The following is a 16,038-nucleotide window of genomic DNA, read 5'->3' as shown; positions in this document are numbered from 1 at the left end:
AATGGAGGAATGCCCATGGACGCAATGGTTTCACCCGCTGCAACCGCGGTTTCCGGCTGGCTCGCCGATTTCGAGGCAGCCTTGGCCAGCGGCGATGCGGCCAAGGTCGCCGCCCTGTTCGGGACCGAATGCTACTGGCGGGATCTGGTCAGTTTCACCTGGAACATCAGGACGATGGAAGGGCATGACGGCATTGCCGACATGCTTCAGGCGAAACTGAGCGAGGTGCAGCCACGGCATTTCGCGATCGACGACATCGCGACCGAGGCGGACGGCGTGACCGAGGGCTGGTTCACCTTCGAGACGGCAGTGGCGCGCGGGCGGGGTCATCTGCGCCTGAAGGGCGGCAAGTGCTGGACGCTGCTGACCACCATGACCGAACTGAAAGGCCATGAGGAACGGCACGGCCGCACGCGCCCGATGGGCGCCGAGCACGGCGTGCATCGCGACCGCAGTTCCTGGCTCGACCGGATCGAGGCCGAGCGCGCCAGCCTCGGCTACACCGAGCAGCCCTATGCCCTGATCATCGGCGGCGGCCAGGGCGGCATCGCCCTCGGCGCGCGGCTCCGCCGGCTCGGCGTGCCGACGATCATCATCGAGAAGAACGAACGCGCCGGCGATTCCTGGCGCCGGCGCTACAAGTCGCTCTGCCTGCACGATCCGGTGTGGTACGACCATCTGCCGTACCTGCCCTTCCCGGATCACTGGCCGGTCTTCTCGCCCAAGGACAAGATCGGCGACTGGCTGGAAAGCTACGTCAAGATCATGGAGCTGAACTACTGGACCCGCACCGAGGCGACCTCCGCGCGCTATGACCAGACGGCGGGCGAATGGGTGGTCGAGGTGATGCGCGAGGGCCAGCCTGTCACGCTGCGGCCGAAACAGCTCGTGCTGGCCACCGGCATGTCCGGCGTGCCGAACCTGCCGGACTATCCGGGCATGGACGAGTTCAGGGGCCAGCAGCACCATTCCAGCAAGCATCCCGGCGGCGAGGCCTGGCGCGGCAGGAAATGCATCGTCATCGGCTCGAACAACTCAGCGCACGACATCTGCGCCGATCTCTGGGAACACGGCGCGGACGTGACGATGATCCAGCGTTCCTCCACGCATATCGCGCGTTCGGAAACGCTGATGGATCTCGCCCTCGGCGGCCTTTATTCCGAACAGGCGCTGGCCAATGGCATCACCACGGACAAGGCCGATCTGATCTTCGCCTCGATCCCGTACCGGATCATGGCCGACTTCCAGAAGCCGGTCTATGCAGAGATGAAGCGGCGCGACGCCAGCCTCTACGAACGGCTGGAGAAGGCCGGCTTCATGCTCGATTTCGGCGAGGACGGATCGGGCCTGTTCATGAAATACCTGCGCCGCGGCTCCGGGTATTACATCGATGTCGGCGCATCGGAACTGATCGCCAATGGCAGCATCAAACTGAAATCGGGCGTCTCGGTGAAGGAAATCCGGCCCCATTCCGTCCTGTTCAGCGACGGCAGCGAATTGCCCGCAGACCTGATCGTCTACGCAACCGGATACGGCTCGATGAACGGCTGGGCCGCTCAGCTGATTTCGCAGGAAGTGGCGGACAAGGTCGGCAAGTGCTGGGGCTTCGGCTCGGACACGAAGAAGGATCCCGGCCCGTGGGAGGGCGAGCTGCGCAACATGTGGAAGCCGACGCAGCAGGACGCGCTATGGTTCCATGGCGGCAACCTGCACCAGTCGCGCCACTATTCGCTTTACCTCGCGCTGCAGATCAAGGCGCGGATGGAAGGGATCGCCGGCAAGGTCTACGGGCTGCAGGAAGTCTACCACAAGGGCTGAGCCGGCTCCGGCACACCGGTGAATCGCCCGGACCGGGTCCGGACGGCTCACCGGCTGCGCCGTTTGCGGGACGTCAATACCCCATCATGCCCGGACCATACCCGCCATAGCCGCCCATCATGCCCCAACCGCCACCGCCGAAGCCGGGATGGCCATACCCCATGCCGAAGCCGTAGCCGATGTTCGAAAGCCCCGGCAGCAGCACGCTGGCCTGGCCTTTCTGATAGTCGGTCAGATGCGGCAACAACGCCTTCGCGGCCGCCTGCTCCCGTTCATAAGCCTTCTTCCGCAGGTCGAACATCTGTTGCATCAAGGCAAGGCGCTGGTCCGGCGAGAGCGACCACATCATGCCTGGCCGCATCACCCCCCGCACGCCGTTCCACACGTTCTGCTGCGCGTCGGTCACGGCCTTGGCGTAGGCATCCCAGGCGGGGCGCTGGCCATCGGTGATCTTGAGCGTCTCGCGCAGCACGTCGAGCCTTGCGCCGGCGAACTGCCGCCCGGCCTTGCCGCTCAAACCGCCGCGCGCCCAGCCGTAGCCCTGCATCATGCCGGGTCCGTAGCCGCCTCCGGGGCCGTAACCGGCGCCCGGACCAGCGCCGGGCCCCTGCGCCACGGCCATCGCCGTGCCCGCCGCCAGCAGGCCTGCGGCGGCCATGGTCTTCCATACCTTGAACATGGACATGCTCCTTCATCGGATGCGGGACGCCAACGGCGTCCATCAACGCGAACAGGCTAGGAGCAAGATGATTTGCGGTCGTTGACCTCGATCAAGCGGCCGTGAGCGGGCGGTTGGCGCGGGCCAGAACCACGTCGAACAGGATCTGCGCGCCGGTCTCCGCCTGATCCTCGGTGATCGATTCCGCCTCGTTGTGCGACAGCCCGTCCTTGCAGGGCGTGAAGATCATGGCGCTCGGCACCACGCGGGCGATATGCACGGCATCGTGCCCCGCCCCGGAGACCATCTCCCGCGCCGCCAGCCCGCGCCGCCGGCAGGCCTCGCGGACGAGATCGACGCAGGCGGCGTCGAACGGCGTCGCCTCGACGCGGAAAACCGGGGTCACCACGATCCCGAGCCCGCGCGCCGCGGCGAGCGCCGCCGCCTGTTCGGGGAATTCCCGCGCGAGGCGGGCGATCTCGGCATCCGACGGGTTGCGGAACTCGGCGGCGAAACGCACCTCGCCGGGAACCACGTTGGGCGAGTTGGGATGAACGCTCAGCCGCCCGACCGTGCCGCGCCCCAACTCACCGCATTCGCGCATCAGCCGCTCGACCAGGAGAACGATCTCCGCGGCTCCGGCCAGCGCATCCCGCCGGGCGGCGGGCGGCGTGGTGCCGGCATGGGAGTCGCGGCCGGTCAGCACGATATCGAACCAGACCTGCGCCTGCGCGCCGGTGACGATGCCGACCGCCTCACCTCCCGCCTCGAGCAGCGGCCCCTGTTCGATGTGCAGTTCGAAGAACGCATCGGCCGGGCGATGGGTCGCTGGTTCCGCTCCCTCGGCGCCGATCGCGGCCAGTGCCTCGGCGACGGTCACGCCCGAAGCGTCGCGCAGGGCACGGATCGCCGCCTCGGGCTGCACGCCGGCCCAGACCGCGCTGCCCATCATCGCGCGGCCGAAGCGGCAGCCTTCCTCATCGGTCCAGTTGACCAGCTCGAGGGGCGCCTCGGTGACGATGCCGAGCTCATCGAGCGTGCGCATCACCTCGAGCCCGGCAAGAACGCCGAGCGCGCCGTCGAACTTGCCGCCGGTGGGCTGGCTGTCGAGATGCGAGCCGAACATCACCGGCAAGCGGTTCGGATCGCGCCCTTCGCGGCGGGCGAACATGTTGCCCATCGTGTCGGTGCGCAGGCTGAGCCCGGCGGCGGCGCACCATTCGGCGAAACGGGCGCGTCCCGCGCGGTCCACCTCGGTCAGCGTCACGCGGTTGACCCCGCCTTTCGGCGTCGCACCGATCTCGGCCATGTCCATCAGCGCGCGCCAGAGGCGGGCGCCATCGATCCGGTAATTCGTGCCTTGCGTCATGCCGGCATGATGGCCTCCGGCGCCGCCCGCGCGCAAGACCGCCCCTTGCGCAGCCGCGCCGACACGGAACATTATGACGCAACGGAAAACGGGGATACGCCATGAAAACAATCGGTCATTTCATCAACAACGAGACCGTCGCGGGCACGGGGGCGGAGCGTCTGCCCGTCTTCAACCCGGCGACCGGGGCGCAGACCGGCGCGGTGGCGGTGGCGACAGTGGCGGAAATCGAGGCGGCGATCGCCGCGGCGCGCGCCGCCTTCCCCGCCTGGGCCGCCACCCCGCCGCTGCGCCGGGCGCGGATCATGTTCCGCTTCAAGGAACTCGTCGAGCAGCACAAGGACGAGCTGGCGAAGGCGATCACGCTGGAACACGGCAAGGTCATTGCCGATGCCGGCGGCGAAGTGGTGCGCGGCCTTGAAGTGGTGGAATTCGCCTGCGGCATTCCCGAACTGCTGAAGGGCGATTATTCGCGCAATGTCGGCACCAACATCGACAGCTACTCGTTCCGCGCGCCGCTCGGCGTCGTTGCCGGCATCACGCCGTTCAACTTCCCGGTGATGGTGCCGATGTGGATGTTCCCGATGGCGATCGCCTGCGGCAACTGCTTCATCCTCAAGCCCTCGGAAAAGGACCCCTCGCCCGGCCTGTTGCTCGCCGAACTGCTGAAGGAAGCCGGGCTGCCGGCAGGCGTGTTCAACGTGATCAACGGCGACCGTACCGCCGTCGACGCGCTGCTGACCGACCCGCGCATCGCCGCCGTCAGCTTCGTCGGCTCGACGCCGATTGCCGAGCACATCTACCGCACCGCCTCGCATCACGGAAAGCGCGTGCAGGCGCTGGGCGGCGCCAAGAACCACATGATCGTCATGCCCGACGCCGATCTCGACCAGGCGGTCGACGCGCTGATCGGCGCCGCCTACGGCTCGGCCGGCGAGCGCTGCATGGCGATCTCGGTCGCCGTCGCGGTGGGCGGCATCGCCGACCCGCTGGTCGAGCGCATCGCGAGCCGGGCGCGCAGCCTGAAAGTCGGCCCCGGGCTCGACCCCGAGGCCGAGATGGGGCCGCTGATCACCAGGGAACACCAGGCGAAGGTCGAATCCTATATCGAGGCCGGCATCGCGGAAGGGGCGCGCCTCGTCGTCGATGGCCGCGGCCTGAGATTGCAGGGCCACGAGGAAGGGCATTTCGTCGGCCCGACCCTGTTCGACCATGTCCGGCCCGGGATGAAGATCCACCGCGAAGAAATTTTTGGCCCAGTGCTCTCGGTGGTGCGCGAGGCGAATTTCGATGGCGCGGTGAGGATCATCAACGAGCACGAATTCGGCAACGGCACCTCGATCTTCACCCGCGATGGCGACGCCGCGCGCAGCTTCGCCGACCAGATCGAGGTCGGCATGGTCGGCATCAACGTGCCGATCCCGGTGCCGATGGCGTTCCATTCCTTCGGCGGCTGGAAGCGCTCGGCCTTCGGCGATCACGGCATGCACGGCCATGAAGGCGTGCATTTCTACACCAAGCTGAAGACCATGACCTCGCGCTGGCCGACCGGCATCCGCGCCGGCGCCGAATTCGCGATCCCGACCATGCGGTAGACGGGGTCATCGATCCGATTGTGGCAGGGCCGGCCCGGTGCCGGCCCATCCGCGGCTTGACCAGCCTCAGATGACCGACGCGAAATCGGTCCGGTCAGGCGGACCGGGAGCAAAAAGGAAGCGCGCGCGTTCGCCGCCGAGGCCGATCAGCGCCGAGGACACGGTGCCGAACCCGCCACGCGGGCCGACATTGAGTGCAGTGTCGGCGGGCGGGGCGCGATCCGCCAGCAGCGCCCGCCAGGCTTCCCACGCATCGGCGGCGGGATCGGGGCGGGGGGCAGCCTCGAACGCACCGCGATAGCGGGCAATGCGCGGGCTGTCCGGATCGTTCGGGTCGTGCGCGGTGATCATGGTGATGCCGGGGTCGAGCCGCATCGTCTCCGGCGCGCCGCGTTCCAGCCCGCGCAGGACGTATCCGCCGGCGGCATCGGCGACGAGCAGGTTGAAGCTGCGGTAGCGCCCGGCATCCAGCCGGGCGAGCCGCGCCGCCGCCGCCGCCGCCGAGCGCTCTTCCAGCGCCATCAGCGGCAGCGCGCCCCGGCTTGCCTTGTCCGGCGTGGGGCCGAGGCTGCCGGTGCGGTTGAGCAGTGCGGCGACCACGCCGTGGCGGTTCAGGCCGAGCCAGGTGCCGCCGGCGGTGCGGTCGCGCCCGGCGATCACGCCGGGACGCTCCGGCCAGTGCGCGGCCGGCGGGTCCCACGGCCGCGCCAGCATCTCGTCGCGATTGGCGCCGATCACGACCGGCCAGGCATCGCCCGGCAGGAACGACAGGATCAGCGAGCACATCGCGCGCCGCCGGTCAGTGCGAGCCGAACACCCGGTCGAGAATGGAATCGACCCGGGCGAGATGCAGGCGCGGGTCCATCGCCGCGTCGATCGCCTCCGGGCTGATCCGGCCGGCCACGTCCGGGTCGGCCAGCAGATGGTCGCGGAAGCGGCGGAAATCCGGCTTGCCGAGCGCGGTCCAGGTCGCCATCGCGTTGCGCTGGATGATCCGGTAGGCATCCTCGCGGGAGATGCCGGCGCGGGCGAGCAGCAGCAGCACCTCGCCCGAATGCACGACGCCGCCGAGCGATTCGATATTTTCGGCCATCCGCTCCGGATAGACCGTCAGCTTCTCGATCATGCCGGCCAGCCGGTGCAGGGCGAAATCGAGCGTGATCGTCGCATCTGGCCCGATCACCCGCTCGACCGAGGAGTGGCTGATGTCGCGCTCATGCCAGAGGGCGACGTTCTCCATCGCCGGCACCACGTAGCCGCGCACGATGCGGGCAAGGCCGGTGAGGTTTTCCGACAGCACCGGGTTGCGCTTGTGCGGCATCGCCGACGAGCCCTTCTGCCCGGGGTGGAAGAATTCCTCGGCCTCGCGCACCTCGCTGCGTTGCAGGTGGCGCACCTCGGTCGCCAGCCGCTCGATCCCGGAGGCGATCACGCCGAGGGCGGCGAAGAAGGCGGCGTGGCGGTCGCGCGGGATCACCTGGGTCGAGACCGGCTCGGGCCGCAGGCCGAGCTTCTGCGCCACATGCGCCTCGATCGCGGGGTCGAGATGCGCGAAGGTGCCGACCGCGCCGGAAATCGCGCAGGTGGCGATCTCCTCGCGCGCGGCGAGCAGGCGGGCGCGGTTGCGGGCGAATTCGGCGTAGTGACCGGCGAGCTTGAGGCCGAAGCTGGTCGGCTCGGCATGGATGCCGTGGCTGCGGCCGATGGTCGGCGTGAGCTTGTGCTCGATCGCCCGGCGCTTGAGCGCCGCCATCACCGCATCGATCCCCTCCAGCAAAAGATCGCTCGCCTGGGTGAGCTGCACGGCGAGGCAGGTATCCAGCACGTCCGACGAGGTCATGCCGAGATGGACGAAGCGCGAGTCCGGCCCGATTCCCTCGGCCAGCCAGGTGAGGAAGGCGATCACGTCGTGCCGGGTCTCGCGCTCGATCTCGGCGATGCGCTCGACATCGGCCTCGGTCATCGCGGCGATCCGCGCGCCGCCCTTCTCGCGGATGGCGCGGGCGGCCTCGGCCGGCACGTCGCCTGTGGCGGCCATCGCCTCGGCGGCCAGCGCCTCGATCTCGAACCAGATCCGGTAGCGGTTCAAGTCCTGCCAGATCGCGACCATCTGCGGGCGGGCGTAACGCGGAACCATCGAATTCTCCCATCTTCCAGGCCGGCAGGCGGCGCGGCGCCGTTTTGGGCCGGGGCGGTCCGGTTGACAAGATGGGCCGGCTCCGCGAACCCGATGCAATGGAATTCATGCTCGCCGATGCGCTGGTGCTCGCGCAGGTCCTGATGATCGACCTCGTCCTCGCGGGCGACAACGCGATCGTCATCGGTCTCGCCGTGGCGCGGCTGCCCAAGGCGCAGCAGAAACAGGCGATCCTGATCGGCGTCGCGGCGGCCACCGTCATCCGCATCGCCCTCGCGCTGGTCGCGCTCCGGCTGCTGGCGATCATCGGGCTGACGCTCGCGGGCGGCATCCTGCTGCTCTACGTGGTCTGGAAATCCTGGCGCGAGTTCAACCACCAGCCGGAGGAGGCAGCGGGAGAAGCCCCCGGCAAGCTGCGCGACGCGGCGCTGCGGATCATCATCGCCGATATCTCGATGAGCCTCGACAACGTGCTGGCGGTCGCGGGGGCGGCGCGCGACCACCCCGCCCTGCTTGCCGCCGGCCTGCTGGTTTCGGTGGCGCTGATGGGCATCGCCGCCAACCTCGTCGCGCGCCTGCTCACGAAACGGCGCTGGCTGGTCTGGGTCGGGCTCGCGATCGTCCTATATGTAGCGCTTGAGATGATCCATGGCGGCATCCTTCAGGTAGCGGCGCGTCTGGGCTGGCACCTTCCGGCCTGGTTCGGATGAGCGAGGCCGCGGTCGAGATCGCGGGCGGCGCGGACGGGCCGGTGATCGCCCTGACCGGGCTGCTCACCGCCGCCGCGCTGACCGAGGCCTGGCCGCGCGCCATCGCCGTCGCCCGCGCGGCGCAGGGGGTGATGACGCTCGACCTCTCGCGCGCGGCGCGGATCGACACCTCGGGCGCGGCGCTGCTGCTCGCCCTCGAACGCGGCCATGACGGGGAAACCCGCTGGCAGGGGCTGACGCCGGCGGCCGAGGGCCTGATCGCCCGGCTGCGCGCCGCCCTGCCCGAGACCGGCGCGCCGCCGCCGCCGCCGCGCACGGTGCGAGGCCCCGGGCCGCTGCGGACGCTGGGCGTGCGCATCGCCTTCTTCGGCGAGACTATCCTCGCCACGACCGGCCTGCCGGCCCGGCGGCGCTTCCTGCGCGGCGGCAATTTCTTCCGCATCGCCGAGCGCGCCGGCGCGCAGGCGCTGCCGCTGGTGATCATGCTCGGCTTTCTCATCGGCATGATCCTCGCCTTCCAGTCGGCGATCCCGATGCGCCAGTTCGGCGCCGACATCTACGTCGCCGCCCTGGTCTCGCTGTCGCTGTTCCGCGAGCTCGGCCCGCTGCTCGCCGCCGTCATCCTCGCCGGGCGCACCGGCTCGGCCTTCGCCGCCGAACTCGGCACGATGATGGTCAACGAGGAAGTCGCGGCACTGACGACGATGGGAATCGACCCCGGCACCATGCTCGTCATTCCCCGGATGGCGGCGGCGATGCTGGTGATGCCGGCCCTCGCCCTCGGGATCGACGTTTCGGGCGTGCTCGGCATGGGCTTCGTGATGGGCATTCTCGGCTTTCCGCCCTCGGCGATCGTCGCGCAGATGCAGATGGCGACCAGCCCGCACGACGTGCTGCTCGGGCTGATGAAATCGGTCGTCTTCGGCGCCGCGGTGGGGCTGATCGGCTGCCGCGCCGGGCTGACGGCCGGCGGCGGGCCGCGCGCGGTGGGCGAGGCCGCGACCTCGGCGGTGGTGGGCGGCATCGTCGCGACCATCCTGCTCGACGGGCTGTTCGCGGTGATCCTCTACAGGCTCGGCCAGTGAGCGGCGACGCCCCCGCCATCCGCGTCGAAGGTGTTGCGCAGAGCTTCGATGCGCGGGTGATCTTCCAGGACGTGAGCTTCGAGGTCGCGCGCGGCGAGGTGTTCGTCGTGCTCGGCGGCTCGGGTTGCGGCAAGTCAACGCTGTTCAAGCAGATGATCGGGCTGCTCCGCCCCACCGAGGGGCGGATCACCGTTGCCGGGCATGACACGGTGGCCGAGGTCGAGGCGGTCCGCCGCGAGATCGGGGTGATGTTCCAGTCCGGCGCGCTGTTCGGCTCGATGACCCTGCTGGAGAACGTGATGCTCCCGCTCACCGTTTTCACCGACCTGCCTTCCGCCGCCCGCGCCGAGATCGCGCGGGTGAAGCTCGCGCTGGTCGGCCTCGCGGAAGCGGCGAACCGGCTGCCGGCGGAGATTTCCGGCGGCATGGCCAAGCGCGCCGCGATCGCCCGCGCGCTGGCGCTCGACCCGCCGATCCTGTTTCTCGACGAGCCTTCCGCCGGGCTCGACCCGATAACGGGCGCCGGGCTCGACCGGCTGATCCTCGACCTGCGCGCTGCCCTCGGCTGCACCTTCGTCGTGATCACCCACGAGCTCGCCTCGATCTTCGCGATCGCCGACCGCTGCCTGATGCTAGATCGCGAGGCGCGCGGCATGATCGCGCTCGGCGTGCCGCGCGAGCTCAAGGCCGCGGCCACGCATCCGCGCGTGCGCGCGTTTTTCAACCGCGAGGAGGATCCCGCATGAGCCGGATCACGGGAGGGCGCTGATGGAACCCAGAGGCGCCGCACTGCGCACCGGGCTGTTCGTGATCGGCGCCATCGTCGTGCTGGTCGGGCTCGTCTTCCTGCTGTCGGGCAACATGTTCCGGCCGGGCGCGATCTACGAATCCTATTTCCGCGAATCGGTGCAGGGGCTCGATGTCGGCTCGGCGGTGAAGTTCCGCGGGGTGACGATCGGCAAGGTGAGCGAGATCGGCCTCGTCGCGGCGGACTATCCGCCGCCCGACCCGAAGAACCTGAACGAGAAGGTCTATCACCAGGTCGTGGTCCAGTACCGGATCGACCCGCGCAAGCTCGGGCGCGATGCCGACATCCTCGAAGCGATCCAGCACGGGCTGCGCGTGCAGGTCGCGCCGCAGGGAATCACCGGCCTCGCCTATCTCGAACTCAGCTTCGTCAACCCGCAGAACAACCCGCCGCAGTCCGTGCCCTGGACGCCGCATCATCTCGTCATCCCCTCGGTGCCGAGCACGCTGACCGAGGTGCAGGACGCGGTGCAGGGCTTCCTCAACAACATGCGGCACGTGAAGCTCGGCCGGACGATCGACACGCTGACCTCGATGATCGACACCGTGAACCGCGAACTGACCACCGGCAGCGCTCACGAGGCGCTGGCCAATGTCAACGGGCTGCTGGTCGAGCTCAAGCACCAGGTCAGGCAGGCCGACCTGCCGGCGACGACCCGCTCGATGCGCACCCTGGCCGACGGCACGCAGACCCGCGAGATCCTGCAGCAGCTCGAAACCACGAGTGCGGCACTCGCGAAGGCGAGTGCGGCGATGCCGGCGCTGATCGCCCAGTCGGAGGCGACGATCCGCCACGCCAACGAGGCGACGGCGATGGTCGAGCGGCAGATGCTGCCGATCCTGCAATCGCTGAAGCAGGCCTCGGCCAATCTCGAAGACCTGTCCGACACGCTGAAACGCAATCCCGCCGCCGCGCTGCGCGGCAGGGAACCGCCGAGAGAGACGCCATGACCCCGATCTCCCGCCGCCTCGCCCTCGCCGCCCCGCTGGCCCTTGCCGGCTGCGGCACGGTGCTGTCGGAACAGCCCTATCGCCCGCGCACCGACTGGCCGCTCGCCCCGGCGCCGGATCTCCACCCGGCATCCCGCCCCTCACGCAAGGTGGTGAAGGTTCATGGCCTCGATGCCGGCCCGGCGCTGACCGATCGCGGGCTGATCACGCTCGAAGCCGATGGGAGCATCCATCGCGGCTATTACAACCGCTGGGCCACGGCGCCGGCGGATGCGGCGACCGCGGCGCTGATGACCTGGCTGCAGGCCTCGGGCGATTTCGCCGCGGTGGTGGGGGATGGATCGTCGGTGACCTCGGATCTGACGGTCGGCGGCACGCTCGACACGCTGCTCGCGGCACCCGCGCGGGGCGAGGCGCGGGCGGCGCTGACCCTGGTGGTCGCGAAGCCGGTCGGCATCGGCGAGCGGCCGCTCGCGCAGAAGCGCCTGACCGCGACGGCACCGCTCGCGGGCGCCGCCCCGGCCGACCTGGTGGCCGCCCAGCGTGCCGCCCTTGCCGGCGTGCTGCGCCAGGCGGTCGCCCTGGTCGCGCGGTTCCGGTAGGCCCGGCCGGTCAGCCCTCTTCCGCGGTATTGGGATCGAGCGTCGCGGCGATGGGCGTGGTGCGCGGCAGGATCTGGTAGGGCTGCTGCTGCTCGTTGGGCACCGGCTCGCGCACGCGCTGGCGCCAGACGCCGAAACCCACCGCCGCCGCGGCCGCGAGGGCCAGGAAATAGAACAGCCCGCCGGGGCCGATCCGCGTCATCGCCATCGCCGCGATGATCGGGCCGATTGCCGCGCCGATGGAATAGACCAGCACGAGGCCGCCGCTGGCCCCCACCCGCTGGTCGGGCTCGAGAAAGTCGTTCGTATGGGCGACGCAGAGCGGGTAGAGGGTGAAGACGAGGCCGCCGAACAGCAGGCCGAGCGTATCCACGACGTCCGGCCGCCGGGCCAGGAGGCCGAGCACGAGGCTGACCAGCCCGGTGCCGGCAAACGTGCCGATGATCACCTTGCGCCGGTCGAACCGGTCGGAAAGCCGCCCGATCGGGATTTGCAGCACCACGCCGCCCAGGATCACGAGGCTCATGAACAGCGCGGTCTGCGGCCTGCCCATGCCGAGCCCGTGCGCGTAGATCGCGCCGAGCGCGTAGAAACCGCCGAGCATCACGCCGGTCACCGCCGCGCCGATGATGCCGAGCGGCGAGATCCGGTAGAGACGGACGAAGGAGAGCGGCGTCGCCCCCCCCAGCGCGGGGCCGGGGATCCGCGTCAGCGCGATCGGGATCACCGCGAGCGAAAGCAGGATCGAGGCGGCGATGAACGGCAGCGCCGGGACGCGGTTGCCAAGGTCGAGCAAAAACTGTCCCGCCCCCTGCCCGGCATAGAGCGCGACCATGTAGAAGGCGAGGATGGCGCCGCGGGTCTGCGGCGTCGCCCGCTCGTTCAGCCAGCTTTCGATGCAGATGAAGACGCCGGCAAGCGACAGGCCCTCGATGAAGCGCAGCACCGCCCAGAAGCCGAATTCCTGCCAGACCGTGCAGGCCAGCGTGCTCGCCGAGAACAGCGAGACGAAGGCGGTGAAGGCGCGGATATGGCCGACCCGCTCGATGATCCGCCCGGCGCGCAGCGCGCCCAGCGTCAGCCCGGCGTAATAGGCGGTGCCGATCAGCCCGATGAGCAGCTGCGTCGTGCCCGCGGCTTCGAGCCGCAGGCTCATCAGCGTCGCGAGAAAGCCGCTGCCGGCCATCAGCATGAAGATGGAGAACAGCAGACTGCGGACGGAAAGCAGCGAGGAGACCATCAGAACCTCATCCTGCCGCAAGGCAAAGGAGACGCCAAGGCGACCGACGATCCGTCCCGGACCGGCCCACCGCCTGGAGCACTTCCCGATCCTTCCGGGTCGGCTTCCGTGCTCTATTGTATTGATAAATAGAGCATCATCCGATCAGATGACTCCACCCGACCGGGTGATGCTCTAGGCGGTGGGCCGGCTGCGGTCAATGCCGCCGGTGCGGGTCAGCTTCGCCCGCATGCCCGATCAGGCGGCGGTGCGCAGCGTCCCGCCTTTGCCGTCCTGCGCCGCCCGGCATTCGACCAGGGCGGCGTGGAGCGCGCGGATCGCGTCGTCGAAGCGGTCGGTATCGAGAATGAACTGGATGTCGACATTGCGCATCTGGTGCTGCATCGCCTTCACCCCGATTCCCGCCGCGCCGAGCGCGTCGAGCGCGCGGCCGACACAGCCCTCCGCGCTGAGATCGCTGCCGATCAGCGCGACCATGGCGAGGCGCGGCGCCGAGACCTCGGCGTTCGGAAATCGCGCCTCCAGATCGGCGATCACCCGGCGCACCGTCGGCCCGCCGGCGGCGAGGTAATGGGTGATGGCGTTGGCGTTGGACGACTTGCTGACGATGCGCGCGCGGTGCTTCGTCAGCGTGTCGAGGATCGCCGCGTCATAGCCCTTCTTGCCGACCATGTCCTGCTCGAAGAACTGAAGCGCGCGCAGCTCGCGGATGCCGGTGACGATCTCGATGCGCGGCGCGGCTGAAACGTAGTCGGCGCAGATCAGCGTGCCCTCGTCGTGCCGGTCGAAGGTGTTGCGCACCCGCAGCGGAATGCCCGCCTGGCGCAGGCCGCGCGCCGCACCGGGATGGATGACCTCGACCCCGAGATTGGCGAGCTGGTCCGCCACGTCGTAATTCGTGCGGCCGATCTTGCGCGCCTTGCCGACGCCGACGACCTTCGGATCGGCGCTGGAGAGATGGAACTCCTTGTGGATGATCGCCTCGCGCGCGCCGGTGAGCACGGCGAGCCGGGCGAAGGTCATCTCGGTGTAGCCGCGGTCGTATTTGCGGACCATGCCGTCGCTGCATTTCACATAGCCGGTGACGATCGGCAGGGTGGTCGCTGAGTCGATCCCGTCGAGCCCGGTGCGGATCCGCTCGTCGAGATCGAGGTTGCGCCCGTCCTGCCAGCCGGTCAGGTCGACGAAGGCCGCGTTGACGCCGCGGGCACGCAGCAGCAGGGCGGTGTTGTGCGCGCTGTGCGCCTCGCCGAGCCCGGCGAGCAGCTCGCGCAGGGTGGCGAGCGGTTCGTCGAGCCGGAAATGGCCGTGGCCGCGCAGGCGGTCGAGATCGTCGAGGCAGGCGCGGGTCTCGCCGATCCGGGCGGCGACGAAGTCATCCGCCAAAGCGCGCTCGGGCGACGTGCCGAACACCTCCTCGTTGCGGGCGCGCATCGCGGCGGCGACCGCATCGAGCGCGTCGCGCCAGTCGCCCTTCTCGCCATCGGCGGCGAAGCTGGCATACAGCCCGGGCGGTTTCGCGGCGTCGGTCTTCTTTTTCGGCTCCAGCAGCAGGTCGGTGATCCCGCCATAGGCAGAGACCACGAAGATCCGCCGGTAGAGATCGCGGCCGGCGCGGCCGGCGATCAGCACGTTGCCGACAACCGCGTCCGTCGCCGCGATCGACGTGCCGCCGATCTTCTCGACACTCGGAGCCATGCTCATGCCGCGCGCTCGCGCCGCACCAGCGGGCCCTTCACGATGTCGACGGTCGTGAACGCGCGGTCGGCGATGAAGTCCGGCCGCCGCGATTTCGGGCCGAACGGCTCGACCAGGCTGTTCGCCTTCGCGTTGAACACGAAGAACGCGTTCGAGCGCGGGAACGGCGTGATGTTGCCGTTCGAGCCGTGCATCGTGTTGCAGTCGAACAGCACCACGGTGCCGGCCTTGCCCGTCGGCGCGACGATGCCGTGATCGCTGGCGAGCGCGGTCAGCATCTCGCGGTCGGGCACGCCGTATTCCTGCTTCTTCAGCGAGGAGCGGTAATGGTTCTCCGGCGTCTCGCCGACGCAGGTGAGATATTTGCGGTGCGAGCCGGGGATGACCATCAGCGGCCCGTTATTCGCGGTATTCTCCGCCAGCAGGATCGACATCGACAACGCGCGCATCCGCGGCATGCCGTCCTCGACATGCCAGGTCTCGAAATCGGAGTGCCAGTAGAACTCCTTGCCATCGAAGCCCGGCTTGTAGTTGAGCCGCGACTGATGGATGTAGACGTCGTCATCCAGCAGGAAGCGCGCCACCCCGGCAATCCGCGAATCCGCGGCGAGACGGCCGAGCAATTCGTTCTGCGCGTGGATCGCGAAGATCGAGCGCACCTCGTCGCTGCCGCGCTCGGTGATGATGGTCTCGCGGTCGAGCCCGGCGGGGTTGGCCAGCAGATCCATCGACCCCGATTGCAGCAGCGCGATCTCGGCGGGGTCGAACACGTTCTCCAGCACGAGATAGCCGTTGGTGTCGTAGAACCGCGTCTGCTCGTCGCTCAGCGGCGCGCCGGGCGCCCAGCGCCCATGCACCACCGGATCATGGCGCGGCAGCAGCGACGGGGTGGGTTCGCGGCGCGACGGATAGAGATCGTCCATTGTCTGTTCTCCCACGTTTCGTTCGTTGCGGACCGGGACCTCAGGCCGCCTCGCCGACCGGGGCGGGCGGATAGGCGCCGGACGCGTCATGCACCTCCTGCCCGGTGACCGGCGGGTTGAACACGCAGGCGGTGACGATATCGGTCTTCGGGCGCACCACATGGCGGTCGTGCCTGTTGAGCACATAGAGCACGCCCGGCTTCAGCTGGTGCGTCTCGCCGGCGTCGAGATCCTCGATGGTGCCCTCTCCGCTCAGGACGAAGACGGCTTCGTAATGATGCTTGTAGTGCATCCGCAGCTCCTTGCCCGCGTACATCGTGGTGATGTGGAACGAGAAGCCCATGCCGTCGTCGCGCAGCAGCATGCGCACGCTGTCCCAGCCATCGGTGACGACCTTTCGCTCCGAGGCCTGCGCCTCCTTCAGAGTCCGGATGATCATGTTTCT

General features: G+C 69.1%; 15 protein-coding genes. 7 read left to right on the top strand and 8 right to left on the bottom strand.

What is annotated here, in order from left to right; genetic code table 11:
• Positions 1 to 15 precede the first annotated feature (15 nt).
• Positions 16 to 1,818 carry an NAD(P)/FAD-dependent oxidoreductase gene (locus tag RT91_RS00995; RefSeq protein WP_035185184.1) on the top strand — a complete coding sequence of 601 codons (1,803 nt, stop codon included), beginning with the start codon at positions 16 to 18 and terminating at the stop codon, positions 1,816 to 1,818.
• Between the two features lie 73 nt (positions 1,819 to 1,891).
• Here RT91_RS00995 and RT91_RS00990 read toward each other — a convergent pair whose 3' ends face one another.
• Together RT91_RS00990 and RT91_RS00985 are read right to left on the bottom strand one after the other, a co-directional pair.
• Positions 1,892 to 2,497, bottom strand: coding sequence for a Spy/CpxP family protein refolding chaperone (locus RT91_RS00990; RefSeq protein ID WP_007424267.1), 606 nt, complete (start codon positions 2,495 to 2,497; stop codon positions 1,892 to 1,894).
• A 91-nt stretch (positions 2,498 to 2,588) separates the two neighbouring features.
• Positions 2,589 to 3,917: a Zn-dependent hydrolase gene (locus RT91_RS00985; protein ID WP_012040489.1), complete on the bottom strand. Its 1,329-nt coding sequence runs from the start codon at positions 3,915 to 3,917 to the stop codon at positions 2,589 to 2,591.
• Between the two features lie 29 nt (positions 3,918 to 3,946).
• Between RT91_RS00985 and RT91_RS00980 the strand changes: the two genes are divergently transcribed.
• A complete protein-coding gene (locus RT91_RS00980) occupies positions 3,947 to 5,440 on the top strand; it encodes a CoA-acylating methylmalonate-semialdehyde dehydrogenase (protein ID WP_035185181.1) in 1,494 nt (497 codons plus the stop codon).
• A gap of 66 nt (positions 5,441 to 5,506) precedes the next feature.
• Here the strand turns inward: RT91_RS00980 and RT91_RS00975 are convergent, their stop codons facing one another.
• Both RT91_RS00975 and purB read right to left on the bottom strand, forming a co-directional pair.
• Positions 5,507 to 6,226, bottom strand: coding sequence for an NRDE family protein (locus tag RT91_RS00975; protein ID WP_035185179.1), 720 nt, complete (start codon positions 6,224 to 6,226; stop codon positions 5,507 to 5,509).
• A gap of 13 nt (positions 6,227 to 6,239) precedes the next feature.
• Positions 6,240 to 7,577, bottom strand: a complete 1,338-nt coding sequence (gene purB, locus RT91_RS00970) for an adenylosuccinate lyase (RefSeq protein ID WP_012040486.1) — start codon at positions 7,575 to 7,577, stop codon at positions 6,240 to 6,242.
• A gap of 71 nt (positions 7,578 to 7,648) precedes the next feature.
• Between purB and RT91_RS00965 the strand changes: the two genes are divergently transcribed.
• The 5 genes from RT91_RS00965 to RT91_RS00945 are packed head-to-tail and all read left to right on the top strand — an operon-like array spanning position 7,649 to position 11,732.
• Complete coding sequence (locus RT91_RS00965; protein ID WP_035185177.1) at positions 7,649 to 8,287, top strand: YjbE family putative metal transport protein; 639 nt, start codon at positions 7,649 to 7,651, stop codon at positions 8,285 to 8,287.
• Positions 8,284 to 9,372 (top strand): ABC transporter permease, encoded by a 1,089-nt coding sequence (locus tag RT91_RS00960; RefSeq protein WP_035185174.1) that lies wholly within the window; start codon positions 8,284 to 8,286, stop codon positions 9,370 to 9,372. The genes RT91_RS00965 and RT91_RS00960 overlap by 4 nt, the downstream gene beginning before the upstream one ends.
• Complete coding sequence (locus tag RT91_RS00955; protein WP_035185172.1) at positions 9,369 to 10,118, top strand: ABC transporter ATP-binding protein; 750 nt, start codon at positions 9,369 to 9,371, stop codon at positions 10,116 to 10,118. Before RT91_RS00960 ends, RT91_RS00955 begins: the two co-directional genes overlap by 4 nt.
• Before the next feature lie 22 nt (positions 10,119 to 10,140).
• Positions 10,141 to 11,130, top strand: coding sequence for an MlaD family protein (locus RT91_RS00950; protein ID WP_035185169.1), 990 nt, complete (start codon positions 10,141 to 10,143; stop codon positions 11,128 to 11,130).
• Positions 11,127 to 11,732: an ABC-type transport auxiliary lipoprotein family protein gene (locus RT91_RS00945; protein ID WP_013641160.1), complete on the top strand. Its 606-nt coding sequence runs from the start codon at positions 11,127 to 11,129 to the stop codon at positions 11,730 to 11,732. The genes RT91_RS00950 and RT91_RS00945 overlap by 4 nt, the downstream gene beginning before the upstream one ends.
• Before the next feature lie 10 nt (positions 11,733 to 11,742).
• On the opposite strand, the gene RT91_RS00940 is transcribed toward RT91_RS00945, so the two are convergent.
• From RT91_RS00940 to RT91_RS00925, 4 genes are all read right to left on the bottom strand, one after another.
• Positions 11,743 to 12,972 carry an MFS transporter gene (locus tag RT91_RS00940; protein ID WP_007423398.1) on the bottom strand — a complete coding sequence of 410 codons (1,230 nt, stop codon included), beginning with the start codon at positions 12,970 to 12,972 and terminating at the stop codon, positions 11,743 to 11,745.
• 237 nt (positions 12,973 to 13,209) lie between these two features.
• Positions 13,210 to 14,676, bottom strand: coding sequence for an aspartate kinase (locus RT91_RS00935; protein WP_035185167.1), 1,467 nt, complete (start codon positions 14,674 to 14,676; stop codon positions 13,210 to 13,212).
• Positions 14,673 to 15,593 carry an ectoine hydroxylase gene (thpD, locus tag RT91_RS00930; RefSeq protein ID WP_012040480.1) on the bottom strand — a complete coding sequence of 307 codons (921 nt, stop codon included), beginning with the start codon at positions 15,591 to 15,593 and terminating at the stop codon, positions 14,673 to 14,675. Before thpD ends, RT91_RS00935 begins: the two co-directional genes overlap by 4 nt.
• Before the next feature lie 40 nt (positions 15,594 to 15,633).
• Positions 15,634 to 16,032 (bottom strand): ectoine synthase, encoded by a 399-nt coding sequence (locus tag RT91_RS00925; protein WP_007423997.1) that lies wholly within the window; start codon positions 16,030 to 16,032, stop codon positions 15,634 to 15,636.
• Between the last annotated feature and the right edge of the window lie 6 nt (positions 16,033 to 16,038).

Source organism: Acidiphilium sp. JA12-A1 (assembly GCF_000724705.2).
Taxonomy (GTDB): Bacteria; Pseudomonadota; Alphaproteobacteria; order Acetobacterales; family Acetobacteraceae; genus Acidiphilium; species Acidiphilium multivorum.
Note: the sequence above shows the minus strand (reverse complement) of the source record. Positions and strands in the feature narration are given on the sequence as shown.